Genomic DNA, 24,347 nt, shown 5'->3' with positions numbered 1-24,347 from the left:
ATTTGGGATTGCATGACAAACTCGAACCATAATCTGACTCGTCGTCGTTTGTTGCAGGGTGCTGCAGCTACCTGGTTTTTGAGCGTAAGCCGGGTAGGTTTTGCTGCGTCTGCACAGGTGATTGCTGTGAGGGTATGGCCATCGTCAACTTATACTCGAGTGACGTTGGAATCGAAAATTCCACTGAAATATAAACAGTTTGCATTAACTAACCCTAATCGCATCGTGGTGGATATCGAAGGTGTTCACCTTAATAGCGTATTGAAAGGGATTAGTCATCAGGTACAGTCGGGCGATCCCTATTTGAAAACGGCTCGCGTAGGGCAGTTTGACAAAAATACTGTGCGTCTGGTTTTAGAACTTAAGCAGGAAATCAGCCCTAAGCTGTTTACCCTTGCGCCTTTTGCTGAGTTTAACAATCGCTTAGTTGTTGATCTCTATCCAGCTAAAGGTTCTGCGGCAGAAGAATCAGATCCTTTGCTCGCATTGTTGGAAGATTATAACAAAGGTGATTTAGGCAAGAGCCTGCCGCCAGAGGGGCCACAGAAAGGGAAAGCAGGGCGCGATAGACCGATTGTTATCATGCTAGATCCTGGTCACGGTGGTGAGGATCCCGGTGCAATTGGTAAAAACAAAACTCGCGAAAAAGATATTGTGCTGAAAATTGCGCGCCGGTTGAGTGCGCTAATTAAGAAACAGCCGAATATGCGTGTCTATATGACGCGTAACGAAGATGTGTTTATCCCACTTAAAGTACGCGTGGCTAAAGCGCGTAAACAGCGCGCAGATTTGTTCATTTCGATTCATGCAGACGCTTTTACTAGCCGTTCGGTGCGTGGCTCGTCGGTGTTTGCACTTTCAACCAAAGGTGCGACCAGCGCAGCCGCTAAATTCTTGGCGCAGACGCAGAACGAATCAGATGAAATTGGTGGTGTAAGCCGCAGTGGCGATCAGTATCTTGACCATACTATTTTTGATTTGATGCAGACAGCCACGGTCAACGACAGTCTGAAGTTCGGCAAAGAAGTGCTCAAGAATATGGGACGAGTGAACAAACTGCATAAAAACAGCGTTGAACAGGCTGGATTTGCAGTGCTTAAGGCTCCGGATATCCCTTCTATCTTGGTAGAAACCGCATTTATCAGTAACGTTGAGGAGGAGCGGAAGCTACGTACTAGCGCGTTCCAACAACAGGTTGCAGAGTCTATTTTGGCAGGCATTAAAGCTTATTTTGCCAATGGTGGAGAGTTGGCGAGGAGATAGATGTTCGCTATTGGTAGGGGGGCGTTCGTCTGATATTACGGCGAAATGTACACGATGCTAGCGAGATTGGAGTGCTGACTACTCAAATTTTAGATATAAAAAAACACCCGTTAAGGTGTTGATTTACTTCAGTATGAAAATTGGTTGCGGGGGCCAGATTTGAACTGACGACCTTCGGGTTATGAGCCCGACGAGCTACCGGGCTGCTCCACCCCGCGTCCGATGAGGGCGAACTATACACTCGATAGAATTTGATGCAAGAATTTTTTGACAAACATCACTCATTTATCAATTTGATGCATGTTTTTTAATCATGCAGGGCTATTTTTAATCGATATTGCCGACTTCTCGTTTTTTTAGTGGGGAGAATTCCTTTCGTGCGGCGGGTTTGTTATCGTGCGGCGGTGGTTATTTGGTTTCTAGAGAGCGTGAGATGAAAGGTCGTTGGGGACAATATGTAGTTGGTGGACTGTTGGTTGCGTTGCTGGCGGGGTGTTCGTCCCGTCCAACGGATAAAGGCCAGCAATATAAGGATGGGAAGATTAACGATCCGTTGGAGCTCGTTAATAGGCCGAACGCAAAAGGAAAACCGGTTAACGGAAAGGATTTCTCCGATCAGCTCACCGCAATCCAGCGTGCTTCGCCTTCTCTCTATAATAGAAACAACGATACTTTCCAAGCGGTCACTAACTGGCTACGTGCGGGAGCCGATACACGTCAGCTTTCCCAGTTTGGGTTGAACGCCTACCAGATGGAAGGTATGGATAATTTTGGTAACGTGCAGTTCACGGGCTATTACACGCCGGTGATTGAAGCGCGCTACACGCGTCAGGGCGAGTTCCAGTATCCGCTCTATCGTATGCCGAGCAAAGGTAAGAACCGCCGTTTACCGGAGCGCTCTGCTATTTATTCCGGCGCATTAGATAACCGAAATCTTGAAATCGGTTATAGCAATTCGATTATGGATAATTTCATGATGGAAGTGCAGGGGAGCGGTTATGTGGATTACGGCGATGGCCGTCCGTTAACTTTCTTTGGTTATTCCGGCAAAAACGGCCATGCCTATCGCAGTATTGGGAAGGTGTTGATTGACCGTGGCGAAGTTGCACGCGAAGAGATGTCGATGCAGGCAATTCGTAAATGGGCTGATAATCATTCTGCGGCTGAGGTTCGTGAGCTGCTGGAACAGAATCCTTCTTTCGTGTTCTTTAAGCCAGAAATGTATGCGCCAGTGAAAGGGGCGAGCGGTGTGCCTTTAGTCGCTAAGGCCTCCGTGGCTTCCGATCGTTCGCTTATTCCGGCAGGGTCTACGTTGCTGGCAGAAGTGCCACTATTGGATAACCAAGGCAAATTTACCGGAAAGTATGAAATGCGTTTGATGGTGGCTCTGGACGTGGGCGGGGCGATCAAAGGACAACACTTCGATATCTATCAAGGTATTGGACCAGAAGCAGGCCATGCGGCTGGTTTCTATAATCACTATGGCCGTGTCTGGGTGCTGAAAACGCCACAAAGCGGTGGACCGCTGTTCAGCGCGTATAATCGGTAATAAAATCATCTATCGTAATGACCCCCCTCTTTCTCTGATAACGAGAAAGAGGGGGGATCAAGAATTTCTAAGGTAATAAATCCAATGACAGCATCTTTTTCCGACGCTTATCTGCAGCGCTTTAGCGGTATCGCTCGTCTATATGGCCAGCATGCGTTGGGGGTTTTCTCTCAGGCGCACGTATGCGTTATCGGTATTGGTGGCGTGGGATCGTGGGCGGCAGAGGCGTTAGCGCGCACAGGGATTGGTGCTATTACGTTGATCGATATGGACGATGTCTGCGTGACGAATACCAATCGGCAGATCCACGCTTTACGTAGCAATGTTGGGCAGGCGAAAACGGAAGTGGTGGCTGCGCGCATTCGAGAAATTAACCCAGAGTGCCAAGTGACCTGTATCGACGATTTCATTACACCAGATAATGTTGATCAACTGATTGATAGTCGTTTTAGCTATGTCATTGATGCTATTGATAGCGTACGTCCTAAAGCTGCTCTTTTGGCCTATTGCCGCCGATTTAAGATCCCGATAGTCACCACCGGCGGTGCAGGTGGACAGATTGATCCTACGCGGATTGAAGTTGCCGATCTTGCCAAAACGATTCAGGATCCTTTGGCAGCTAAACTGCGTGAACGCTTGAAGAATGATTTCAACGTGGTGAAAAACAGCAAAGGAAAGCTGGGAATTGACTGCGTATTTTCGACGGAACCGCTGGTATACCCACAGCCTGACGGAAGCGTATGTGCTTCGCGTAGCACGGCTGAAGGGCCAAAACGGATGGATTGTGCTTCAGGTTTTGGTTCGGTCACGATGGTGACGGCAACGTTTGGTTTTGTTGCCGTCGCGCATGCGATTAAGAAGATGTTAGCGAAAGCCGAGCGTGAGGCCGCGTTATAGATAGTTTTTCGCGATACTTTTGATACCCGCTGCCAGCGAATTTAAACCGCTGGCGCGTGATGAGCTCAGCTGTTCCAAAATATTAAGCTGTTGGAATAGCGTCAGCGGATCGTTGTCTATGATTTGCTGTGGCGTTTTGCCTTCAGCGCCGGTCAGTAAAATAGCCAACAGGCCTTTCACAATTCGGCCATCGCTATCGCCGTAGTAGTGCATCGTCCCATCCTCAAGCAACTCTCCGCCCAACCATACCTGATTTTCACAGCCGGCTAGTTCGGTCTTTTGTTGCTTCAACTCTGGCGGCAGTGGTGGTAATTCCCGTGCCAGCAGAATGATTTGGCGGTAGCGTTCTTCCCACAGCTTCAGCGCATCAAAACGTGCGATTAACATATCTGGGGTCAATATGCGGCCAAAAGAGTGTGGGGCGATCATGCGAGATCCTCGTCGTTCAAGATAGATAGTGCGTAGTTTACCGCTTTTACTAATGCAGTAACGTCTTCTGGCCGATTATAAGGCGCAAACGAGGCGCGCAGGGAACCCGTGATGCCTAATGCTTGAATCAATGGTTGAGCGCAGTGCTGGCCTGCACGAAGAGCGATACCTTGCTCTGCCACTAACGTGACCAAATCGCTGTGATGAACTCCCTCAATATTGAAAGCGAGCAGCGCAGAATTTGGGGCGCGGTAGCTGGTAAAACCGGTTATCTGCCTAAGCTGCCGTTCAGCGTCTTCTGCTAGCGCTACGCTGTAGGTTTCTGCGGCGTTTAAATCAAACTGCTGTAGCCACTCTAATACCGCTGAAAATCCGATAACTCCGGCGATATTTGGCGTTCCTGCTTCGAAACGGTGTGGAATTCTTTGCTCTGTAAAGCCCTCAAATCCGGCTTTAGTTAGCATTTTTCCGCCACCTTGCCATGCGTGCATCTGCTCGAGATATACCGTTTTTCCGTACAACACGCCGACGCCCGTCGGGCCATACATTTTATGAGCAGAAAAAGCATAGAAATCAACATCGAGTTCGCTGACGTTCAGTGGGTGATGAACCACCCCTTGAGCTCCATCGATCATCACCGGCGTACCATTCTGATGGGCGAGCTGTAACGCATAGGCAAGATCGGGGCAGCCGCCGGTAACGTTCGACATTTGCCCTAAGGCCATTAGCTTCGTGCGAGGTGAAAGCAGTGCGGGTAACAGGCTTAAGTCCGGCAAACCCTGCGCATTAACGGGAAGTTTGATGACGTTGGCATCGCACTGTTCAGCCACCATCAGCCAGGGGATCAGATTCGCGTGGTGCTCAGCTTCGCTCACCAAAATTTCGTCACCGGCGCGTAGAATTGGGCGTAGGTAACTCTGCGCCACCAAATTAATCGCCTCGGTGGTACCTTTGGTCCAGACGATGTCATTGGCACTTGGCGCATGTAGTAGTTCGGCAACGTACTGACGTGCTGACTCATAGCGCTGAGTCAGTCTGAGAGCCGCTTGATGCTGGCTGCGGTGAACGGTAGCGGCACTACCAGCGTAATAGTCCTGACTCGCGTTTATCAACGCCTGAGGCTTGAGAGCGGTGGCGGCGCTATCGAGATACACCGCGTGTTGCTGGCTATCGCTGGTGGCGAGAGCAGGAAAGTGGCCGCGAAAGGCTAAATAATCGAAGGATGTCATGCGGAATAATTCCTCGTTGCAGGCCGCTTTGTTATTGAGCCAGATGATGGTACAGCAAGATTAATCTGAATAATCCGACAGTTTTCTGGCAAAGCTGAAATAGCTTGTTATGCTTTTAACTACTGGCAAATGAATGTGCCGGAGATAAAAAGAGCGTTAGTAGCGCATTTTAAACTGCAAGGAGTAAATCATGAAGAAATTAGGTGCTGTTTTATCCGCCGTGATGTTTACCTTCGTACTGGCTGGGTGTTCAAGCAATTATGTCATGCACACCAACGATGGTCGCACCATTGTGAGCGATGGTAAACCTCAGGTGGATAACGAAACCGGAATGATTAGCTACAAAGATGCTAACGGCAATCAGCAGCAAATTAACCGTAACGACGTAAAAGAAATGACTGAGAGTAACTAATTAAATTTATCTAAATCAACGTCGTAGCACGAAAAAACGCTGGCCTTGGCTGGCGTTTTTGCTAAAAAAAAGCACCGCAATTTGCGGTGCTACTAATCACTATGGACAGACAGGGTAAATGTACAGGAAGTGAAAAAAAGAGTAGCAGAGCTACTATGTCTGAAATCGTCAGACAACTTGCAAACACAACATCACAACCACAAAGCCAAAAGCATTCAGGAACTCAATCCACAAACACTTTTTCGTTCCGGCTCGGGAAGTGGCGCCACTATAGGTATTTGCTGGCCTATCCTCAACGGACAATTTATAATGGCTCGGATAAAAAAAACTAATGGGTAAATAAACGGTTAATTATCTGCAACCGTTTGATAAAAAGTGGCCAGCCATGTCTAAACGATTACCACCACTAAACTCACTGCGCGTGTTTGATGCGGCAGCCCGACATCTCAGCTTTACCAAGGCTGCAGAGGAGCTGTTTGTTACTCAGGCGGCGGTCAGTCATCAGATAAAATCATTGGAAGATTTCCTTGGGCTGAAGCTATTTCGCCGGCGTAATCGTTCGTTACTGCTAACGGAAGAGGGCCAAAGTTATTACCTCGATATCAAAGAAATTTTCTCATCTCTTAACGAAGCCACGCGCAAACTACAGGCACGCAGTGCAAAAGGCGCATTGACAGTCAGCTTGCCGCCAAGCTTCGCTATTCAGTGGCTTGTGCCACGCCTTTCAGGTTTTAATACGGCGTATCCTGGTATCGACGTGCGTATTCAAGCTGTAGATCGTGAAGAAGGTAAATTGGCTGACGACGTCGATGTCGCGATTTTTTATGGCCGCGGGCATTGGCCAGGGCTGCGCGTAGAGCGTCTCTATGCTGAATATTTGCTCCCAGTTTGTTCACCACAGTTATTATTGAGCGAACATCCGCTAAAAGATCCGGCCGATATGGCTTATCATACACTTCTGCATGATACGTCACGTCGAGACTGGTTGGCTTACACCCGTCAATTAGGGCTACAGCATATTAATGTTCAGCAAGGCCCGATCTTTAGCCACAGTGCTATGGTCGTTCAGGCTGCGGTGCATGGCCAAGGTATTGCGTTGGTCAATAACGTGATGGCACAGACTGAAATTGAGGCAGGCCGGTTGGTTTGTCCATTTAACGATGTATTAATTAGCAAAAATTCGTTCTATTTGGTTTGTCAGGATAGTCAGGCGGAGCTCGGCAAAATTGCGGCCTTCCGTCAATGGATCCTTGCTCGTGCTGCCAGCGAGCAGGAAAAATTCCGTTTTCGTTATGAATCTTAGTTATTTTTTGCAGGCAGTTAAAAGCAGCGTACAGCGGCTTAATGTAAGGTAATCGGGATGAGTAGTCGTTCAATGATGATTTTTGCCGCGATTAGCGGTTTTGTTTTTGTCGCACTTGGGGCATTTGGCGCTCATGTATTGAGCCGCACCTTAGGCGTGGCAGAAATGGATTGGCTGCATACAGGATTGCAGTATCAGGGGATTCACACGTTGGCAATTCTTGGGTTGGCAGCCTTAATGCAGCGTCGTAAGAACCTATGGTTTTATTGGAGCAGCGCTTTATTAGCATTGGGCACTGTGTTGTTTTGTGGAAGTCTTTATTGTCTTGCGCTGTCGCATCTTAAATTGTGGGTGTATATCACGCCTATCGGCGGCGTTTGCTTTTTAGTCGGTTGGGCCTTGATGCTTGTTGGGGCTCTACGCATGAGGAAAAGGGCGGAACGCCATGAATAAATTAGCTTTATATTGCCGCCCAGGATTCGAAAAAGAATGTGCAGCAGAAATTACCGAGAAGGCTGCAGCTCTGGAAGTTTTTGGTTTTCCAAGAGTTAAAGAGAATAGTGGTTACGTAACTTTTGAATGCTATCAGCACGAAGATGCCGATAAGCTTGCTAAGAATCTGCCTTTTCGCGAGCTGATTTTTGCTCGCCAGATGATTGTCGTGGGCGAACTGCTGAAAGATCTGCCAACCGATGACCGCGTGTCGCCGATTGTTGGCATGCTGATGAATGTGGTTGAAGGTGCGGGCGAACTGCGCGTAGAAGTGCCTGATACCAACGAAAGTAAAGAGCTGATGAAGTTCTGCCGTAAGTTTACGGTTCCGCTGCGTGCTGCGCTGCGTGAGCAAAAGATCTTACTAAAGAATGAAAACGCGCATCGCCCTGTGGTACATGTGTTCTTTATTGCGCCAGGCTGTTGCTATGTGGGGTATTCCTACAGTAACAACAATTCGCCGTTCTATATGGGAATTCCTCGTTTGAAATTCCCTTCTGATGCGCCGAGCCGTTCTACGCTTAAGCTGGAAGAAGCGCTGCACGTATTTATTCCACACGATGAGTGGGATGAGCGGCTAGCTGGAGGCATGAAAGCCGTCGATTTGGGCGCCTGTCCAGGGGGCTGGACCTATCAGCTAGTGAAACGCAGCATGTGGGTGCATTCTGTGGATAACGGCCCAATGGCACCTAGCTTGATGGATACCGGTCAAGTGACACATCATAAAGCCGATGGTTTTAAATTCGAACCACCGCACACTAATGGCGTTGATTGGCTGGTCTGTGACATGGTTGAGAAACCCGCGAAGGTTTCTAACTTAATGGCGCACTGGCTGGTTAATGGTTGGTGCCGTGAGGCGATCTTCAATCTTAAATTGCCTATGAAGAAGCGTTATGAAGAAGTGAGCCAAAATCTGGCGATACTTGCGCAAACGCTAAAAGATAATGGCATTAATGCGCAAATTGCAGCGAAGCAGCTCTATCATGATCGCGAAGAAATTACGGTACACGTGCGCCGAATTTGGGGCGCCATTCCTGGTCGTCGGGATGAGCGTGAACTTAATCGTCGTATGCAGCTTAAGAATAGCCATAACGGTTAAGTGATATATCCAGCATTTCTTTGATACACGAAAGGAGCCGAAAGGCTCCTTTTTGCTCGGTGAGCTGAAAACTACTGCTTTATGTGCAGGTGATAACTTAAGGTAATCTCAGTTGCTGCAAATTGCCGCTGATGGTGAGGTTAGTTTGCAACGTGGCCACTTTCTTGCAAAGTTCGGCTTGTTCGCGATGTTCTTCCAGCTTTTTTCGCCATTTACTTGGCACGTTTTCAATCTGTTCAAAAATCGCAGAGAGTGAACCAAACTCATTAAGTAGCGTAGCCGCTGCTTTAGGGCCTATACCGGGTATTCCTGATATCTTGCTGCTGCCGATCCCTGCTAGCCCCCAATAGTCTGTAAGCTGCTCGGGTTCCACGCCAAACTCTTTTTTTACGAAAGGTAAATCGAGCCAGCGTTTTTGAAAATAGTCGCGGATTTGAATCGTAGGCGCTAACAATTGGCAATAACCTTTATCCGTCGAAACGATAGTGACCTGATGCCCTGTTAACGCGATTTTATGGGCCAAAGTCGCCGCGAGATCGTCAGCTTCGTTACCAGCCGAGTGCCAACTCTGCACGCCAAGTTTAGCGAAGGCCTCACGGATGGCTGGCATTTCCGTTGCGAGGTTTTCAGGCATAGCACTGCGGCCCGCTTTGTAATCGGGTAATGCCTGATGACGCCAACTGTTATCCCGATCGTCCTCATCGAAAACCGCTACGGCATGTGTTGGTTGGCTATGAGCCAATAGCTGCTGTAACGCGTGCTGGCAGGCAACAACGCAGGGGGAGCCTTGAACGGCATGAATGCGGCGAATGAGATTTAAGGCATCAACGATCAGAAGGTGTATTTGCATGGTAATTACTGATGAACAGAGAAAATGGGCGGCATTCCACCGCCCAGAGTGTTAATGATGATTATTTGATAATCTCATAACAAGATACATAGGCGGTTCCCGGCAGTTTCATACGATGCTGCGCGACAAAGCCTTGTAGCAGATGATCCATGTGCTGCATCATCTTAGCGTCACCGTGGATTTTAAACGGGCCATGTTTTTCAATTTCGGCGATGCCTATTTCTTTCACATTACCCGCCACAATCCCTGAGAATGCTCGACGTAACGATGCGGCTAGCTGCTCTGGAGGTTGATCTGGATACAGATTGAGATCGGCCATATTCGCGTGCGTTGGCTCAAACGGTAGCTGTAAGTCTGGAGCAATCTTTATCGACCAGTTGAAGCTGTAGAAGTCTCCGGTTTGACGACGATTCTCCTTCACCTTCGGCATCGCACGTTTCATCTGGCGGGCGACTTCAGCCGGATCGTCGATGATAATGGTGTAATGCTTACGCGCAGTTTCGCCTAGCGTGCTCATGATGAATTCATCCAGTACGCGGAAGTAATCTTCACTCTCTTTTGGGCCGGTCAGGATCAGCGGCAATACCTGATCTTTGTTCTCCGGATTCATCAAAATGCCGAGCAGATAGAGTAATTCTTCCGCAGTACCTACGCCGCCAGGGAAGATGATGATCCCATGACCAAAGCGAACAAAGGCTTCTAGACGTTTTTCGATATCTGGCATGATCACCAGTTCATTCACCAAAGGATTTGGTGGCTCAGCCGCGATGATGGATGGCTCTGTCATACCGATAAAGCGACTATCTCTGTAGCGTTGCTGCGCGTGACCCACGGCGGCGCCTTTCATTGGCGCTTCCATGGCGCCTGGCCCACAGCCTGTACAGATGTTTAATTCACGCAGTCCCAGTTGATTGCCGACTTTACGAGCATAGAGATACTCGATTTCGTTAATCGAGTGTCCGCCCCAGCACACAATCATATTGGGTTCTTCACCCACATGAAGCGCTCGGGCGTTGCGCAAGATAGAGAACACCATGTTCGTAATATGAACTGGATTTTTACTATCGAGATGTGGGTAGCGGCCATTACTGCTCATCTGTCCGTTAACGAACAAAATATCTCGCAGGACGGCAAACAGATTGGCCTGTAGAGAGCGGATGATTTGTCCATCAACAAAAGCATCTTCAGGTGGATTGACCAGCTCCAATTTTACGCCACGTTCGCGTTGTAATACGTTGATATCAAAACTTTCAAATCGCGATAGAAGCTCGGTGCTGTTATCGGTTTGTGCGCCAGAGTTAAGAACGGCGAGGGAGCAGTTGCGGAATAGACGGTATAAATCGCTGCTTGCTGTACGCTTTAGCATGTCAACTTCAAGCTGCGACAACAAATCCATAGACCCAAGTGGGCTGATATGTGTAATCAAAGTCACTCCTATACATCTACCGATGCGGTTACCGCGTTTGTATCAGGATTAGCATGCCTGTTCAGTGGCGAGGCCGTTGATTTCCGTTGTTCCTGACACGTTTTGCAATGGAATTAATGAGCTACTTTACCTTTTACATTATTCTTCAAAGCTGGCGTAAAACTAGCGTATCAACCAAGCAGGTATCTTGATTCATCAGTAGTTTATTGTGGTACAACGCGTTTTGCGCCCCTCAATCACCTTACCGTTGTCTTTTGGATTTTGCCAATACTCTTACGTAAGAGTCGGTAAGCTTCTGCGATTTTTGCGAAGCTTATTGGCGAACCAGTCGGCCTTTTGGTGCAACGAACGGAGTATTTGTGCGCCAAGGATTGATATCTAGGCCACCGCGACGGGTATAGCGGGCATATACGCTGAGCGTTTCTGGCTGACAGAAGCGCTGAATATCACAGAAAATGCGTTCAACACACTGTTCATGAAATTCGTTGTGATGACGAAATGACACCAAATAGCGTAGTAATGCTTCGCGATCGATTTTTGGACCACGATACTGAATCATCACGGAGCCCCAATCAGGCTGATGAGTAATAAGGCAGTTGGATTTTAACAGGTGGCTCACCAATGTTTCTTCAACGATAGCCTGCTTGTTGGCGGCGTTTTTAAGGAGTTCAGCGTTAAATTCGTAGTGGGTGATTTCAATATCTTGATGATCAATACATTCGCCGTCAAATGATGCGATGGCTTGGCCTTCAACGCTATCAAGCGACATTAACTGTACGCTAACGTTGCCCTGTGCACAGTGTGCCAGATCGCGCTGTAACGTGGTTTGTACTTCATTCCAGTCTGCAAAGCGCGTCTGGTTGAAGCTGTTGAGGTAAAGCTTAAAGCTTTTTGATTCAATCAGATTGTGGCTGAAGGCATCCAGTTCAACATCGGCAATGGCCACCTGAGGCAAGCCTTTGGCATTGAGCCATGACAGCTCATACAGCGTCCAAATATCGCCACCACGGAAAGGCAGAGTTTCTGGATAAAGTCCTAATGGCTCGCGGTTCATGCTGCGAGGAACCGGCTGGAGCAGGGTTGCGTCGTATTGATCGCGGTATTCGGTTGCTTTGCCAAGGGTTAAGCCGGAGAGCGCCTTGTGATCTTGGTATGACATTATGTGGCCTATGTTTGAATAAGAACGGTACAATCAGCAGATACTTTATAGTTTACCTTAGTGAGAGAAAACATGGTGCATGATGTTTCTGCCGCATTAGCGGAGTTTACCCACCGTTTTATCAATGTTTGGCAGAATGAAACCGGCGATTTTCCTTATAGTGAAGCGCTATACGGTGTCGCTTCGCCCTGCGTTGTACGCACCGAGAACGAGAAAGTCTATTGGAAAGCTCTGTTGGCGACAGCTCCCGACGGATTAAACGGTATTTCCCGTGCTTTAGATATTCAATTGCATAAAGATATTGTTCCCTTTTTTACCTCACAATACGCCGGTGATATGAGCGCCACGCTGGATGATCTGCATTTGGATTTAGTTCAGGTGTGGAGTGAAGATGATTTGCAGCGTTTGCAAGAGAATCAAATTGGACATCTTGTGACGCAACGCCGTTTGAAACTATCGCCTACGTTGTTTTTAGCGACTACAGATTCAGAGCTGCAGCTAGTTTCCCTCTGTAACCTCACGGGCAATGTTTTGCTGGAGCAGTTCGGTAGTAAACAGCGAGAAGTGCTGGCTGAATCATTGTCGGAGTTCCTTTCTCGTTTGCAGCCAGTCATCAAAAAGTAAGGTTGGCTTACACGGTTGCCCGTCGCCGTGTGAGAGATCTCTCACACGGCGTGTAGGATATATCGCTTATTTATGCAGAGTTTGCGTAAGTTGTATTTTACTTATTCTTATACATCAATGGATTACGTTTTTAATTTGATATTTTCCACCGTGTAAGCCATCTGTGAGCCTTAAAGCCTTATTGTTTTAAGGGAAAGAATCAGCGATATTAGTTTCACCGGAAGGGAAGACGGTTGGAGCAGGACACATCAGGATGATGTTGCTTCGGGAAGGAGCTAGGGACACACTCAGGAAGAGTGATAAAGGATGTGCCACAGGATGTTGGCCAAGGACACTTCAGGATTGAAGTAAAGGACACCTCCAGGACGGAGATTGAGAGCCGGTTAGGATAACAGGCGGGTCAGGAAGACTGAGGAACAGCATCTGGATGATGCAGGATGAAACGTCAGGACGAAAGTAGGACGAGTCGACGGATTGTTAGGAAATGGATAGCCATACGGAAAAGTTTTCATGGATGAGCAGGGAGCACAATGAGTAGCTGGATTGCTATAAAACGAACCGGGCGTACTGTGTAAACAGTACGCCCTTTTTCTTTGCCTATACAGAATTGTTATATCCCGCAGTACCCTATCAAGAGAGCCTATTGGGGGGAACTCCCTTCAATGCTATCCTTTGCCCCCATTTTGTATCCCGCCTGTAGAGATGAGTGAGAAAAGCATGAGCGAATACGCTAAAGTCAGACAACATTTGCTGCAAATAGAGCAACAGTTGGACAGTTTAAATCTGTCTCAGGAATGTGCGCCTGATGCTCAGGCATTTGAAAGCAAAGAACCTTTTTGTGTAGATACCATGGCGCCAGAACAATGGCTGCAGTGGATATTGCTACCACGCATGTTTGCTTTGCTCGATAGTCAATCGCCATTGCCACGTCGTTTTGCAATTGCCCCTTATTTTGAAGTTGCCTTTAAAGAGCGTCTGCAGGAGGTTCAGCCCTTAATCGTATTGCTTCAGCAGTTGGATGACATGCTGAATCAAGAAGATGCTAATTGATGCTTAATATTATTTATCAGGACGAGCATCTTGTTGCGGTCAATAAGCCTGCGGGCTGGTTAGTTCATCGCAGTTGGCTTGATCGCCATGAAACGGTATTTGTGATGCAAACGCTGCGTGATCAGATTGGTCAACATGTATTTCCCGTGCATCGTCTAGATCGGCCGACATCTGGCGTGTTGCTGATGGCGCTATCCAGCGAGGTGGCACGTATGCTGTCTGAGCAGTTTGAGCAGCGTGAAATGAATAAAACGTATCATGCGGTGGTGCGAGGCTATTTAGAAGGTGAGGCGGTTATTGATTATGCCCTGACACCTGAGCTGGACAAGATTGCAGATAAGTTCAGCTCTCCTGATAAAGCACCACAAACGGCTGTTACTCACTATCGTTCTTTGGCTACGGTGGAAATGCCGGTTGCGGTAGGTAAGTATCAAACCGCGCGTTACAGCTTGATTGAGCTAAAACCGGAGACAGGCCGTAAACATCAGCTACGTCGTCATATGGCACATCTACGCCACCCGATTATTGGCGATACCAAACATGGGGACCTACGCCAGAATCGCGCGATGTCTCAGCACTTTGCCTGTTCTGGTTTGATGTTGCACGCGAGTGAGCTGTGTTTAGAGCATCCGATTACCGGAGAGCCACTTTTCCTACAGGCTGGGCTTGACGATCGTTGGCAACGAATGATGGCGCATTTTGGTTGGGAAGAGTATCTCCCTGACCTTGAAAGGGTTGAGTTTCTCGTGAGTTACGGTCAGGATGAGTAAGACAACGTCAGCGTAAATTCTTACTAAAAGGGAAAGCATTATGGCGCAGGTTGGCATTTTTGTTGGAACGGTTTACGGCAACGCATTGATGGCTGCAGAGGACGCGGAGAATATCCTCAAGGCACAGGGCCACGATGTGAAATTGTTTGAGGAAGGAACGCTAGAAGAGTGGCAGTTCTACCGCAATCATTATGTATTGATCGTCACGTCAACAACGGGGCAAGGCGATTTACCTGATTCTATCGCACCGCTGTTTCATGCGGTGAGAGATAACGTTGGCTACCAACCAGAACTGCGCTACGGGTTGATCGCGCTAGGCGACAGTAGTTACACCCATTTCTGTGGTGCTGGCCACCAGTTTGATGAGTTGCTGCAAGAGCAAAAAGCGACGCGCATCGGCGAGCTTCTTGAAGTGGATGCACAGGTAGATGCAGAGCCCGAGGTCGTGACAGGGCCGTGGGTGGAGAAGTGGGGGTTGTTGGTTCAGTAGATTGTAGGTGGGGCTTGATTATGTTCCTACAGTGTAATATTTCGCCCGCCCGTCTATGCCGAGCTTCATTGATACACTGATGAAGGCGTACGTGCAGAGACCACCAGCGCGTGGTCTCTGCACTCGCGCGCTTTTATCCGAGATGCCATCTCCGCTCCGGTTTGGTATCGGCCATCCAAGCCGCCCCAAACTCCGCCGATACATCCCTGTATCGGCGGCTCTCCCTACCAAGACTTAAACAATTAAAAAGACACAAACAAAACAATATTGCTTTGTCTTTTTCGTGTTGAATGAAATGCATGATAGAACCGCCATCAGGAAGATGGCGGTAGGTCGAAGGCGCACAGGGATGTACGCTCTGAGACCGGTCGGCCAAACGACTCGGTAAAAAGTGCGAGAGTCGAGAGGTTGCACGCTGGCAACCTCTCGTCGGACGCCTACACTAGCGGGTTCATAGAAACACAAATGCTGATGGGCGGACGAAACCCTTCACTGCTCTAGTATAGAAGTGAGTATAGAAGTGTCGTCTTACTTGGATGCCTACTTCTGCGTCAACTTCTCCAGATCAGCCTCAATCTCGGCGATTTTATTCGCCACTACGCTTTCAAGATGACGTAGATCGTCCAAGATCTTATGTTTCAGATCGACTTCTACCTGATCGCGTTTGCAGATCTGATCGAGCTCATCAATCACATAGCGAAGGTTAGGATTAATTTCGTGGATCTCTTTGTAACCTTGCCCTGCATTATCGGCCACGATAGTTTTGCGTTGGCGTGGATATTTGAACTTCACGCTTTTGGCAAAAAACTCGCCTTTATCTTTACGGAAATAAATCTTCAGTATGTCGTTATTGGCCTCCTGACGAAGGCTGTAGCGGTCAATCTCTTCGGGTTGATTAATCCCCAAGCTTTTCAGGTTGTCATACATAGAGGCACCTTTGGTATCTTTCATGAGAAGATGAAATATAGACTAAATAACGGCATCCATTAAATCTGCGTGGCGTATCACTCTGTCAGTGCAAAGTGACAGATAAAAAAATAGCGGGCTGATGGCCCGCTATCAATGTTGTGTTAGTCGATACTGCGTAACAGCTCGTTAATACCGACTTTACCGCGAGTTTTCGCGTCTACTTTCTTCACGATAACTGCACAGTACAGGCTGTATTTGCCATCTTTAGACGGTAGGTTGCCAGAAACAACCACCGAGCCTGCCGGAACGCGCCCGTAATGAACTTCGCCAGTTTCACGGTCGTAGATCTTAGTGCTTTGGCCCAAGTAAACGCCCATGGAAATCACCGAGCCTTCTTCAACGATAACGCCTTCAACGACTTCGGAACGTGCGCCGATGAAGCAGTTATCTTCGATGATGGTAGGGTTAGCCTGTAAAGGCTCTAAAACGCCGCCAATACCTACGCCGCCAGACAGGTGAACATTCTTACCAATCTGCGCGCAAGAACCTACGGTTGCCCAAGTATCAACCATGGTGCCTTCGTCAACGTAAGCACCGATATTCACATAAGAAGGCATCAGCACGGTGTTGCGGGCGATAAATGCACCTTGGCGGACGCTTGCTGGTGGCACGACACGGAAGCCTTCGCGCTGGAAACGAGCTTCATCGTAGTCAGCAAACTTCATTGGAACTTTATCGTAAAAGCGAGTCTCAGCGCCTTCCATCAGCTTATTATCGTTAATGCGGAAAGAGAGCAGTACGGCTTTTTTCAGCCATTGATGAGTAACCCATTCACCGTTAATTTTCTCAGCGACGCGGAGTTCGCCAGAGTCTAATAGCGCAATAACCTGATTAACCGCTTCACGCGTGATGCTGTCTACGTTAGCCGGAGTGATATCCGCGCGGCGCTCGAAGGCGTTTTCAATAAGAGTTTGCAACTGCTGCATATTTGTTCTATTCCCGAAGATTAATTGACGTATACCCTTGATACTTCAAGTTGTCGATGCGTTGTTCCCCAGTGACATCGTTAGCGATGCTGCTGGGGACTCACAAATTTGCCGTATCACTTCAACTCGAATTATTTAGGCATATATCACAAAAAATACATCATCCTTTATCGGTTGGATCGAGGGCCTCTGTCAACCGCTGAGCCAATTCTGACTGCATTTTAATGCTTAATGCTTTACGTTCGCCGTCTGCCAGAATAAATAAATCCTCAACCCGCTCGCCGATGGTGGTAATTCGAGCACTGTGTAGCGACAACCCCATTTCGGCAAATACTTCTCCCACCTGCGCCAATAATCCAGGCTGATCCAAAGCGACCAGCTCCATATAACTACGGCGCTCGTTGTGCATCGGCAGGAAACTGACCTCAGTAGGCACTGTAAAGTGACGGAGTTTTGGCGATGGGCGGCGCGTGCGCGGGTGGCGGTAATGTTGTTGAGTTAACGCCTGCTCTAGCGAATGTTTGATGGTGGCGTGACGATCCTGTGCTAGAGGGCTACCGTCTGGCTCAAGCACGACGAAGGTGTCCATGGCAAAGTTATCGCGGTTAGTGAAGATCTGCGCGTCATGAACACTCAGGTTGCGGCGATCTAGCTCACCGGCAACGGCAGCAAACAGATAAGGGCGATCGGGGCTGTAGATAAAAATCTCGGTGCCGCCACGTGTGGCCAAATGGCTGACGAGGACCAGCGGCTTGCTAGCATCATGCTTGAGCAAATGACGAGCGTGCCACGCCAGTTGGTTGGGATTGTGGCGCAGGAAATAATCAGCGCGGCAGCGGCTCCAGATGTGGTGCAGTGCCTCCTCGTTAATATTGTCCATACGCAATAATGCCAGCGCCTGTAAGCGATGATGGCGAACCCGCTCACGCATATCTGGCGTATTTTGCATGCCGCGGCGTAGCTGTTTTTCGGTGGCGAAATAGAGCTCACGCAACAGGCTTTGTTTCCAGCTATTCCATAGCGTTTCGTTGGTGGCACAAATGTCGGCCACGGTGAGACTCACCAAATAGCGCAGCCGGGTTTCACTCTGTACTTCAGCGCTAAATTGCTGGATGACAGCAGGATCTTGAATATCGCGACGCTGAGCGGTGACCGACATGAGTAGGTGACAGCGTACCAGCCATGAAACCAACTGCGTTTCGCGAGAGTTTAGGCCGTGCAGTTGGGCAAATTCGAGCACGTCCTGTGCGCCGAGAATAGAGTGGTCGCCACCGCGTCCTTTGGCAATATCGTGGAAGAGCGCAGCGAGAAGTAACAATTCTGGCTGTGGTAAACGCGGATAAAGCTCTACGCACAGCGGATGGCGCTGGCGTGTATTTTCATCGGAGAAACTTTCTAGTTTGAGTAGCACGCGCATGGTGTGCTCGTCCACCGTATAGGCATGAAACAGATCGAACTGCATTTGACCGACGATTTTTCCCCACTGCGGCATATAAGCCCACAGTACGCTGTGGCGGTGCATTGGCAACAGAGCACGATTCACTGCCCCAGGATGACGCAGTATTGCCATAAACAGTTTGCGTGCCTCAGGTAAATCACACAGTGGCTGAGCAAGGTGACGACGGGCGTAACGCAGATGCCGCAGGGTTGTTGAATAAATCCCGGTTATCTCCTGATTTTTTGCCATCACGTAGAACATTTGCAAAATGGTGACAGGATTGCGCATGAAGGTTTCTGCATCGCGAAGATCGATAAGGTTGCCGCGTAGCTGGAAGTGATCATCGAGTGGGCGCGGTTTTTCATTGGTTTCCAGCGCGAGAATGGCTTCATCGAACAGCTGTAACAGCATTTGGTTGAGCTCGCCAACGCGACGCGTCATGCGATAAAAATCCTTCATCATGCGCTCAATGGGCGCATTACCTTCGCCTTCGTAGCCTAATAGCTGTGCGACGCTAAATTGGCGATCAAACAGCAGGCGGTTATCGTAGCGATTGAGAACCAAATGCAGGGCAAAACGGATGCGCCATAGAAAGCTTTGGCATTCGTTGAGCTCATCGCGCTCGGCTTCGGTGAGAAAACCGAAACCGACCATTTCATTCATGGAGGTCGCGCCGAAATGACGATGTGCAACCCACAGCAAAGTATGAATATCACGCAGCCCGCCGGGGCTGGTTTTGATATCCGGTTCAAGGTTATAGCTGGTGCCGTGGTAGCGCTGGTGGCGGTCTTTCTGCTCTTGAATTTTGGCATCAAAAAACTTAGGTGATGGCCAGAATTCGTCGCTGAAAATTTGTTTTTGCAATTGTAAGAATAACGCTACGTCGCCATAAACCAGCCGCGATTCAATCAGGTTGGTTGCCACCGTGAGGTCAGAAAGGCCTTCTTGCAGGCATTCATCTAGTGTACGTACGCTATGTCCGACCTCCAACTTGAGATCCCATAACAGCGTAATCAATTCGCTGATGCGCTGTGCGTCGGGGTCATCCAGTGAGGTTTGGCTCAGAATGAGAAGGTCAATATCAGAAAGTGGATGTAATTCGCCGCGGCCATAACCCCCAACCGCGATCAGCGCTATGCCTTGGCGTTCTTTAAAACCGAGATGGATCCACAAACGTGTCAGTAGACGATCGATATAGAGAGTACGAGCGGCAATCAATGATTCCGCAGACTCTCCAGCCTGAAATGCGGCAGACATCCACTGCTGAAAACGCTCAAGCGATTGTTTTAGTGGTGCACACTCAAGGTCGGACGCCGCGAAGTTGTCAGGGGAGGGGGGCTGAATCAGTGGTTCAATCATGGGATCCAATAACGTTGGATGTGGAATGGGCATCGCATCTCCCCTAGTCGTCTTATTCGGGCTATAGAGTATAATAAGACGTCACAAATTATCTGTGTAGTCTTTTAAAAACAGAAGGTTATTAGCCTCATATTCAATACGCTGCATTAAGCTGAATATAAAGCAAACTATAATATACTCGGTTTTAGCCCTCAGTGGACGCTGATTTAGTTCGCTACAAGACAAGATATAATGGTATCAATCTGAAGTCTGGTTTAGAGGATGATGCCAAAGCCGATGGGACTGTACGAGGGGCTCCAAATAGATGTGACACAATAAAAAACGCTCGAGGGCGATACGGAGCGTTTTAAGAGGTAAAAAGTTCAGCGCTAGCGGGATGTATTACATCACATGCTTGATGCCTTTTTTGCACAGTAATCCATTGACTGGGTAAGCGGTCATAAAGCCAAATATCATAGCAATCTGCATCATGAACCAATAAACGGCGCTGTCACGCGGCATCGTTGGTGTAAAAATACCGAACAGCACGATTGCCATCCAGATATACATCCCTATTTGCCAACTGATTAGTGACAAAATATCGGCCTGAATGGCTTTCTTCAACGCCGTTTTTGGCGCTAGCCCCATTTCCCTGCCTGGTAAATATTGAAAGAATATACCCAGTAGCAGCGCTAAAACGAAATCGAGCCCCCAGCTACCGAAAACGGCGCTGCCTGCCAGCGTCACGGGTATGAAGAATACGAGGACCTCACCGATAATATCGGCCAATGTACACCCCGCGCCGCAGTGAGTACTTACTGTGAATATGCCTTTCCAAGTAATAGGTTTGCTTGGCATATCCATATCCATCCCCTGCATATGATGTTCCATCATTGGCATCATATGAGGTTTAGCACGCCCAAACCAAAAGTAAGCAACCAAAGCAATAACGCTGAAATACAAAGCATTAATTGACCATGCAAGCACCATTATTTTCATGGGTTGCGGGCGATTAAACGTAATGTCCAAATAAATAATAACTGACGAAATTAATGCGCTGAATAACCAAAATAGAGCTAATGATTGTAGCCAGTCAGGAAACATAAGTTTGCCCCTCCTAAATAAACATACAATAAAAGTAATCGGTTTAAATCGGTAAATCCACTCGCGACTTAATTTAAAGAATGGAATTAATTCTTTACGTATCAGTGAATTATAAATATTGGGTCTAATAATGTCAGTTTAGTGTTTTTTTTATGGGGGGAGGTTTGGGATACAAAAAGATAAGCGTTTTTCTTTGGCTTTGATGGCGTATGGAATTATTTATCGATTTATTATAGACACAAAAAAAGCCGCTCTGAGGCTAACTCCGTTCAGTTGAGTGATCGAAATACACGGGGCTAGCACACCACGGGGCGGTTTACGCCGCTACGACCCCATCGGTGTGCTCCCCCTAAAATCGAGCTTAAGTGAACGGTGTTAGCTCTGTGACGGCAATTATTTGTCAGCGATTTTGTTTGAGCTGAATTTGACCCGTTGAGAGCTCGGCGAGTTATACGTTCTCGTGAACGATAACGCGTGGGAGGTCGGTTTCTTCCTCGCGTAGGGTCAAAATCTCACAGCCATTATCTGTCACCACAATAGTATGCTCGTACTGTGCCGACAGGCTGCGATCTTTGGTTTTCACCGTCCAGCCATCTTTCATGGTACGGATGCGGTAATCACCAGCGTTAACCATCGGCTCAATGGTAAAGGTCATGCCTTTCTGTAGCACTACGCCGCCATCATCAGCATTGTAATGTAGAACCTGAGGCTCTTCATGGAACACTTCGCCGATGCCGTGGCCGCAGTATTCACGTACGACGGAGAAACCATGAGATTCAACAAACTTCTGGATCTCGGCACCGATGGTGCGCAGGCGGATACCTGGTTTAACCATTTTCAGCGCTAAATAAAGGCTTTCCAGCGTGATACGGCATAAACGTTCACCAAGAATGGTTGGCTTGCCAACGATGAACATCTTGGAGGTATCACCATGCCAGCCGTCTTTAATAACGGTAACGTCGATGTTGACGATGTCACCGTCTTTCAAGATTTTTTCATCGCTAGGAATACCGTGGCAGACCACTTCGTTTACAGAGATACAAACGGATTTCGGATAGCCGTGATACCCCAAGCATGCAGAGATCGCTTGCTGTTTTTGGGTAATGTAATCATCACAGATACGATCGAGTTCACCGGTGCTAACACCGGGAACCACGTATGGCTCGATAATTTCTAGAATTTCCGCCGCCAGTCGCCCAGCAACGCGCATTTTTTCGATTTGTTCAGGTGTTTTTATTGAGATTGCCATGAAATATATGTCCGCAGGTGTCGTGAAATCGACAATGAGAATCAATTGCTGAACATGGTAACAGTCCTCGTAACCGCTGCCAAATCCTACGATAACCGTGGGCTCAAAATGCAACAAAAGGTGGAGTCTGTGGCTGGTTTATGGTATAAAGCGCGCCGCAGTTCTTATATCTGTTTTCATTAATGAGGCCGATAGGGAAGCTGTAAATCTCAATTGTGTTATTTGTATTCTTTGCAAAGAAACGACAACAACACACACATATCGGCACGTGCGCCGGGGTGCCTTGCAGGATGAGTCTTCGGACAAATGCCTTGCTGGGTCGGCTCATGGGATATGTGGAGGCTTAACCCCAAACTTTATATAGAGGTTTAATCATGGCAACTGTTTCCATGCGCGACATGCTCAAGGCTGGTGTACACTTTGGTCACCAGACCCGTTACTGGAACCCGAAAATGAAGCCTTTCATCTTCGGTGCACGTAACAAAGTTCACATCATCAACCTTGAAAAAACTGTTCCAATGTTCAACGAAGCTTTGGCTGAGTTGCAGAAGATTTCTGCTCGTAAAGGCAAAATCCTGTTCGTTGGTACTAAGCGCGCTGCAAGCGAAGCGGTAAAAGAAGCTGCTAACAGCTGCGACCAGTTCTTCGTGAACCATCGCTGGTTGGGCGGTATGCTGACTAACTGGAAAACCGTTCGTCAGAGCATCAAGCGTCTGAAAGATCTGGAAACCCAGTCTCAGGATGGCACCTTCGAAAAACTGACCAAAAAAGAAGCGCTGATGCGCGCTCGTGAACTGGCCAAGCTGGAAAACAGCCTGGGCGGTATCAAGGACATGGGTGGCTTGCCAGACGCTCTGTTCGTAGTTGATGCCGATCACGAACACATCGCGATTAAAGAAGCCAACAACCTGGGTATCCCGGTATTCTCTATCGTTGATACCAACTCCGATCCGGACGGCGTTGACTTCGTTATCCCTGGTAACGATGACGCAATCCGTGCAGTAAGCCTGTACCTGAACGCTGTAGCGGCAACTGTTCGCGAAGGCCGTTCTCAGGATCTGGCTACCCAAGCGGAAGAAAGCTTCGTAGAAGCTGAATAATAAGGCAAGCGCAAGCTTATACCCAAGAGCTTTGGAGTTGCCGCCAACACAGCAGCAGCGCCAAATAAAAAGGTATAGCCCTTATTAACCAGGTATTGAAATATGTTGGTTAGGGGGCCTTTATGGCCCCCCCTTTCTTTGTAAAAATCGCCTTTTTATCACGGCGATATAAAGAACCAATCCCTAGATGAGAGAACCAGTCTCCGTGAGGTTCGCTCTTCACGACGAGACCACCGAGGAAAATACAATGGCTGAAATTACCGCCACCCTGGTAAAAGAACTGCGTGAACGTACTGGCGCAGGCATGATGGATTGTAAAAAAGCGCTGACCGAAGCCCAAGGCGACATCGAGCTGGCAATCGAGAATATGCGCAAATCTGGCGCAATCAAAGCTGCGAAAAAAGCAGGCAACGTCGCTGCTGACGGCGTGATCAAAACCAAGATCGTTGGCAACTACGGTGTGATTCTGGAAGTTAACTGCCAGACTGACTTCGTTGCTAAAGATGGTGGTTTCCAGGCATTCGCTGAGAAAGTGCTGGATGCTGCTGTTGCAGGCAAAATTACTGACGTTGAAGTTCTGAAAGCACAGTTCGAAGAAGAACGTGTAGCGCTGGTTGCGAAAATCGGTGAGAACATCAACATCCGTCGTGTTGCCTCTCTGGAAGGCGACGTACTGGCTAGCTACCTGCACGGTGCTCGCATCGGTGTTCTGGTTGCTGCTAAAGGCGCTGATGAAGAACTGGCTAAGCAACTGGCAATGCACGTTGCTGCAAGCAAGCCTGAATTCGTTAAGCCAGAAGACGTATCTGCTGAAGTGGTAGAAAAAGAGTACCAAGTTCAGTTAGACATCGCGATGCAGTCTGGTAAGCCGAAAGAAATCGCAGAGAAAATGGTTGAAGGCCGCATGAAGAAATTCACCGGTGAAGTTTCTCTGACGGGTCAAGCTTTCGTTATGGACCCAAGCAAAACTGTGGGCCAGTTGCTGAAAGAGCACAACGCTGACGTTACCAATTTCATCCGCTTCGAAGTGGGTGAAGGTATCGAAAAAGCGACCGTAGACTTTGCTGCAGAAGTTGCATCAATGACTAAAGGCGCTTAATCGCCTTCAAATGGAACCGCCGTGATGGTGGTTCCATTGTTTTATGTAACGTTGAATAAACCTGAAAACGTTCGACGAAGTT

At 48.2% G+C, this 24,347-nt stretch carries 23 protein-coding genes and 1 tRNA gene; 13 read left to right on the top strand and 11 right to left on the bottom strand.

The window, feature by feature from the left end; genetic code table 11:
• Window positions 1-12 precede the first annotated feature (12 nt).
• Window positions 13-1,263, top strand: coding sequence for an N-acetylmuramoyl-L-alanine amidase AmiC (amiC, locus tag K9N75_RS17480; protein ID WP_008814534.1), 1,251 nt, complete (start codon window positions 13-15; stop codon window positions 1,261-1,263).
• Window positions 1,264-1,404: 141 nt separating this feature from the next.
• On the opposite strand, the gene K9N75_RS17475 is transcribed toward amiC, so the two are convergent.
• A tRNA-Met gene (locus K9N75_RS17475) sits at window positions 1,405-1,481 on the bottom strand.
• A 215-nt stretch (window positions 1,482-1,696) separates the two neighbouring features.
• Between K9N75_RS17475 and mltA the strand changes: the two genes are divergently transcribed.
• Complete coding sequence (gene mltA, locus K9N75_RS17470; RefSeq protein ID WP_020303582.1) at window positions 1,697-2,812, top strand: murein transglycosylase A; 1,116 nt, start codon at window positions 1,697-1,699, stop codon at window positions 2,810-2,812.
• Between the two features lie 84 nt (window positions 2,813-2,896).
• Window positions 2,897-3,709, top strand: a complete 813-nt coding sequence (tcdA, locus tag K9N75_RS17465; protein WP_008814532.1) for a tRNA cyclic N6-threonylcarbamoyladenosine(37) synthase TcdA — start codon at window positions 2,897-2,899, stop codon at window positions 3,707-3,709.
• On the opposite strand, the gene csdE is transcribed toward tcdA, so the two are convergent.
• Together csdE and csdA are read right to left on the bottom strand one after the other, a co-directional pair.
• Window positions 3,704-4,138, bottom strand: coding sequence for a cysteine desulfurase sulfur acceptor subunit CsdE (gene csdE / locus K9N75_RS17460; RefSeq protein ID WP_008814531.1), 435 nt, complete (start codon window positions 4,136-4,138; stop codon window positions 3,704-3,706). The two genes, tcdA and csdE, sit on opposite strands and share 6 nt — an antisense overlap.
• Entirely contained in the window at window positions 4,135-5,367 is a 1,233-nt protein-coding gene (gene csdA / locus K9N75_RS17455) for a cysteine desulfurase CsdA (RefSeq protein ID WP_224451945.1), read from the bottom strand. The genes csdE and csdA overlap by 4 nt, the downstream gene beginning before the upstream one ends.
• Window positions 5,368-5,557: 190 nt before the next feature.
• Between csdA and K9N75_RS17450 the strand changes: the two genes are divergently transcribed.
• From K9N75_RS17450 to rlmM, 4 genes are all read left to right on the top strand, one after another.
• A complete protein-coding gene (locus tag K9N75_RS17450) occupies window positions 5,558-5,779 on the top strand; it encodes a YgdI/YgdR family lipoprotein (protein ID WP_004094379.1) in 222 nt (73 codons plus the stop codon).
• A gap of 385 nt (window positions 5,780-6,164) precedes the next feature.
• Window positions 6,165-7,082, top strand: coding sequence for a transcriptional regulator GcvA (locus K9N75_RS17445; protein WP_008814529.1), 918 nt, complete (start codon window positions 6,165-6,167; stop codon window positions 7,080-7,082).
• Window positions 7,083-7,139: 57 nt separating this feature from the next.
• Window positions 7,140-7,535, top strand: coding sequence for a DUF423 domain-containing protein (locus tag K9N75_RS17440; protein ID WP_008814528.1), 396 nt, complete (start codon window positions 7,140-7,142; stop codon window positions 7,533-7,535).
• Window positions 7,528-8,673 carry a 23S rRNA (cytidine(2498)-2'-O)-methyltransferase RlmM gene (gene rlmM, locus K9N75_RS17435; protein WP_004094376.1) on the top strand — a complete coding sequence of 382 codons (1,146 nt, stop codon included), beginning with the start codon at window positions 7,528-7,530 and terminating at the stop codon, window positions 8,671-8,673. Before K9N75_RS17440 ends, rlmM begins: the two co-directional genes overlap by 8 nt.
• A gap of 97 nt (window positions 8,674-8,770) precedes the next feature.
• Here the strand turns inward: rlmM and xni are convergent, their stop codons facing one another.
• The 3 genes from xni to queF all read right to left on the bottom strand — a co-directional run bounded on the left by xni (window position 8,771) and on the right by queF (window position 12,111).
• Entirely contained in the window at window positions 8,771-9,523 is a 753-nt protein-coding gene (gene xni, locus K9N75_RS17430; protein WP_061059627.1) for a flap endonuclease Xni, read from the bottom strand.
• Between the two features lie 61 nt (window positions 9,524-9,584).
• Complete coding sequence (gene ppnN / locus K9N75_RS17425) at window positions 9,585-10,949, bottom strand: nucleotide 5'-monophosphate nucleosidase PpnN (RefSeq protein ID WP_224451944.1); 1,365 nt, start codon at window positions 10,947-10,949, stop codon at window positions 9,585-9,587.
• A 313-nt stretch (window positions 10,950-11,262) separates the two neighbouring features.
• Window positions 11,263-12,111 (bottom strand): NADPH-dependent 7-cyano-7-deazaguanine reductase QueF, encoded by an 849-nt coding sequence (gene queF / locus K9N75_RS17420; protein WP_174705390.1) that lies wholly within the window; start codon window positions 12,109-12,111, stop codon window positions 11,263-11,265.
• A gap of 69 nt (window positions 12,112-12,180) precedes the next feature.
• Between queF and syd the strand changes: the two genes are divergently transcribed.
• From syd to K9N75_RS17400, 4 genes are all read left to right on the top strand, one after another.
• Window positions 12,181-12,732 carry a SecY-interacting protein gene (gene syd, locus K9N75_RS17415; protein WP_008814524.1) on the top strand — a complete coding sequence of 184 codons (552 nt, stop codon included), beginning with the start codon at window positions 12,181-12,183 and terminating at the stop codon, window positions 12,730-12,732.
• Window positions 12,733-13,449: 717 nt separating this feature from the next.
• The gene (locus tag K9N75_RS17410) at window positions 13,450-13,782 is read left to right on the top strand and encodes a YqcC family protein (RefSeq protein WP_008814523.1); all 333 of its coding nucleotides are present in this window, start codon (window positions 13,450-13,452) and stop codon (window positions 13,780-13,782) included.
• Window positions 13,782-14,552 carry a tRNA pseudouridine(65) synthase TruC gene (gene truC / locus K9N75_RS17405; protein ID WP_130974678.1) on the top strand — a complete coding sequence of 257 codons (771 nt, stop codon included), beginning with the start codon at window positions 13,782-13,784 and terminating at the stop codon, window positions 14,550-14,552. The genes K9N75_RS17410 and truC overlap by 1 nt, the downstream gene beginning before the upstream one ends.
• 40 nt (window positions 14,553-14,592) lie before the next feature.
• Window positions 14,593-15,042 carry a flavodoxin gene (locus tag K9N75_RS17400; protein WP_008814521.1) on the top strand — a complete coding sequence of 150 codons (450 nt, stop codon included), beginning with the start codon at window positions 14,593-14,595 and terminating at the stop codon, window positions 15,040-15,042.
• Window positions 15,043-15,582: 540 nt separating this feature from the next.
• On the opposite strand, the gene K9N75_RS17395 is transcribed toward K9N75_RS17400, so the two are convergent.
• The 5 genes from K9N75_RS17395 to map form a co-directional block, all read right to left on the bottom strand.
• Window positions 15,583-15,969, bottom strand: coding sequence for a DUF3461 family protein (locus K9N75_RS17395; protein WP_008814520.1), 387 nt, complete (start codon window positions 15,967-15,969; stop codon window positions 15,583-15,585).
• Window positions 15,970-16,112: 143 nt separating this feature from the next.
• The gene (gene dapD / locus K9N75_RS17390; RefSeq protein WP_004094357.1) at window positions 16,113-16,937 is read right to left on the bottom strand and encodes a 2,3,4,5-tetrahydropyridine-2,6-dicarboxylate N-succinyltransferase; all 825 of its coding nucleotides are present in this window, start codon (window positions 16,935-16,937) and stop codon (window positions 16,113-16,115) included.
• 160 nt (window positions 16,938-17,097) lie between these two features.
• Window positions 17,098-19,734, bottom strand: coding sequence for a bifunctional uridylyltransferase/uridylyl-removing protein GlnD (gene glnD / locus K9N75_RS17385; RefSeq protein ID WP_371272863.1), 2,637 nt, complete (start codon window positions 19,732-19,734; stop codon window positions 17,098-17,100).
• A gap of 381 nt (window positions 19,735-20,115) precedes the next feature.
• Window positions 20,116-20,817 (bottom strand): DUF4396 domain-containing protein, encoded by a 702-nt coding sequence (locus tag K9N75_RS17380; protein WP_039190043.1) that lies wholly within the window; start codon window positions 20,815-20,817, stop codon window positions 20,116-20,118.
• A gap of 448 nt (window positions 20,818-21,265) precedes the next feature.
• Window positions 21,266-22,066, bottom strand: a complete 801-nt coding sequence (gene map, locus K9N75_RS17375; protein ID WP_008814516.1) for a type I methionyl aminopeptidase — start codon at window positions 22,064-22,066, stop codon at window positions 21,266-21,268.
• Window positions 22,067-22,440: 374 nt separating this feature from the next.
• On the opposite strand from map, the gene rpsB reads away from it, so the two are divergent.
• The gene (rpsB, locus tag K9N75_RS17370) at window positions 22,441-23,166 is read left to right on the top strand and encodes a 30S ribosomal protein S2 (protein WP_004094351.1); all 726 of its coding nucleotides are present in this window, start codon (window positions 22,441-22,443) and stop codon (window positions 23,164-23,166) included.
• Between the two features lie 247 nt (window positions 23,167-23,413).
• On the top strand, window positions 23,414-24,265 hold the full coding sequence (gene tsf / locus K9N75_RS17365) for a translation elongation factor Ts (protein WP_008814515.1): 852 nt from the start codon (window positions 23,414-23,416) through the stop codon (window positions 24,263-24,265).
• Window positions 24,266-24,347: the final 82 nt, after the last annotated feature.

This window comes from Hafnia paralvei (assembly GCF_020150375.1).
Classification (GTDB): domain Bacteria; phylum Pseudomonadota; class Gammaproteobacteria; order Enterobacterales; family Enterobacteriaceae; genus Hafnia; species Hafnia paralvei.
The sequence above is the reverse complement of the archived record's forward strand: the minus strand, read 5'-3'. Positions and strand labels throughout refer to the sequence as shown.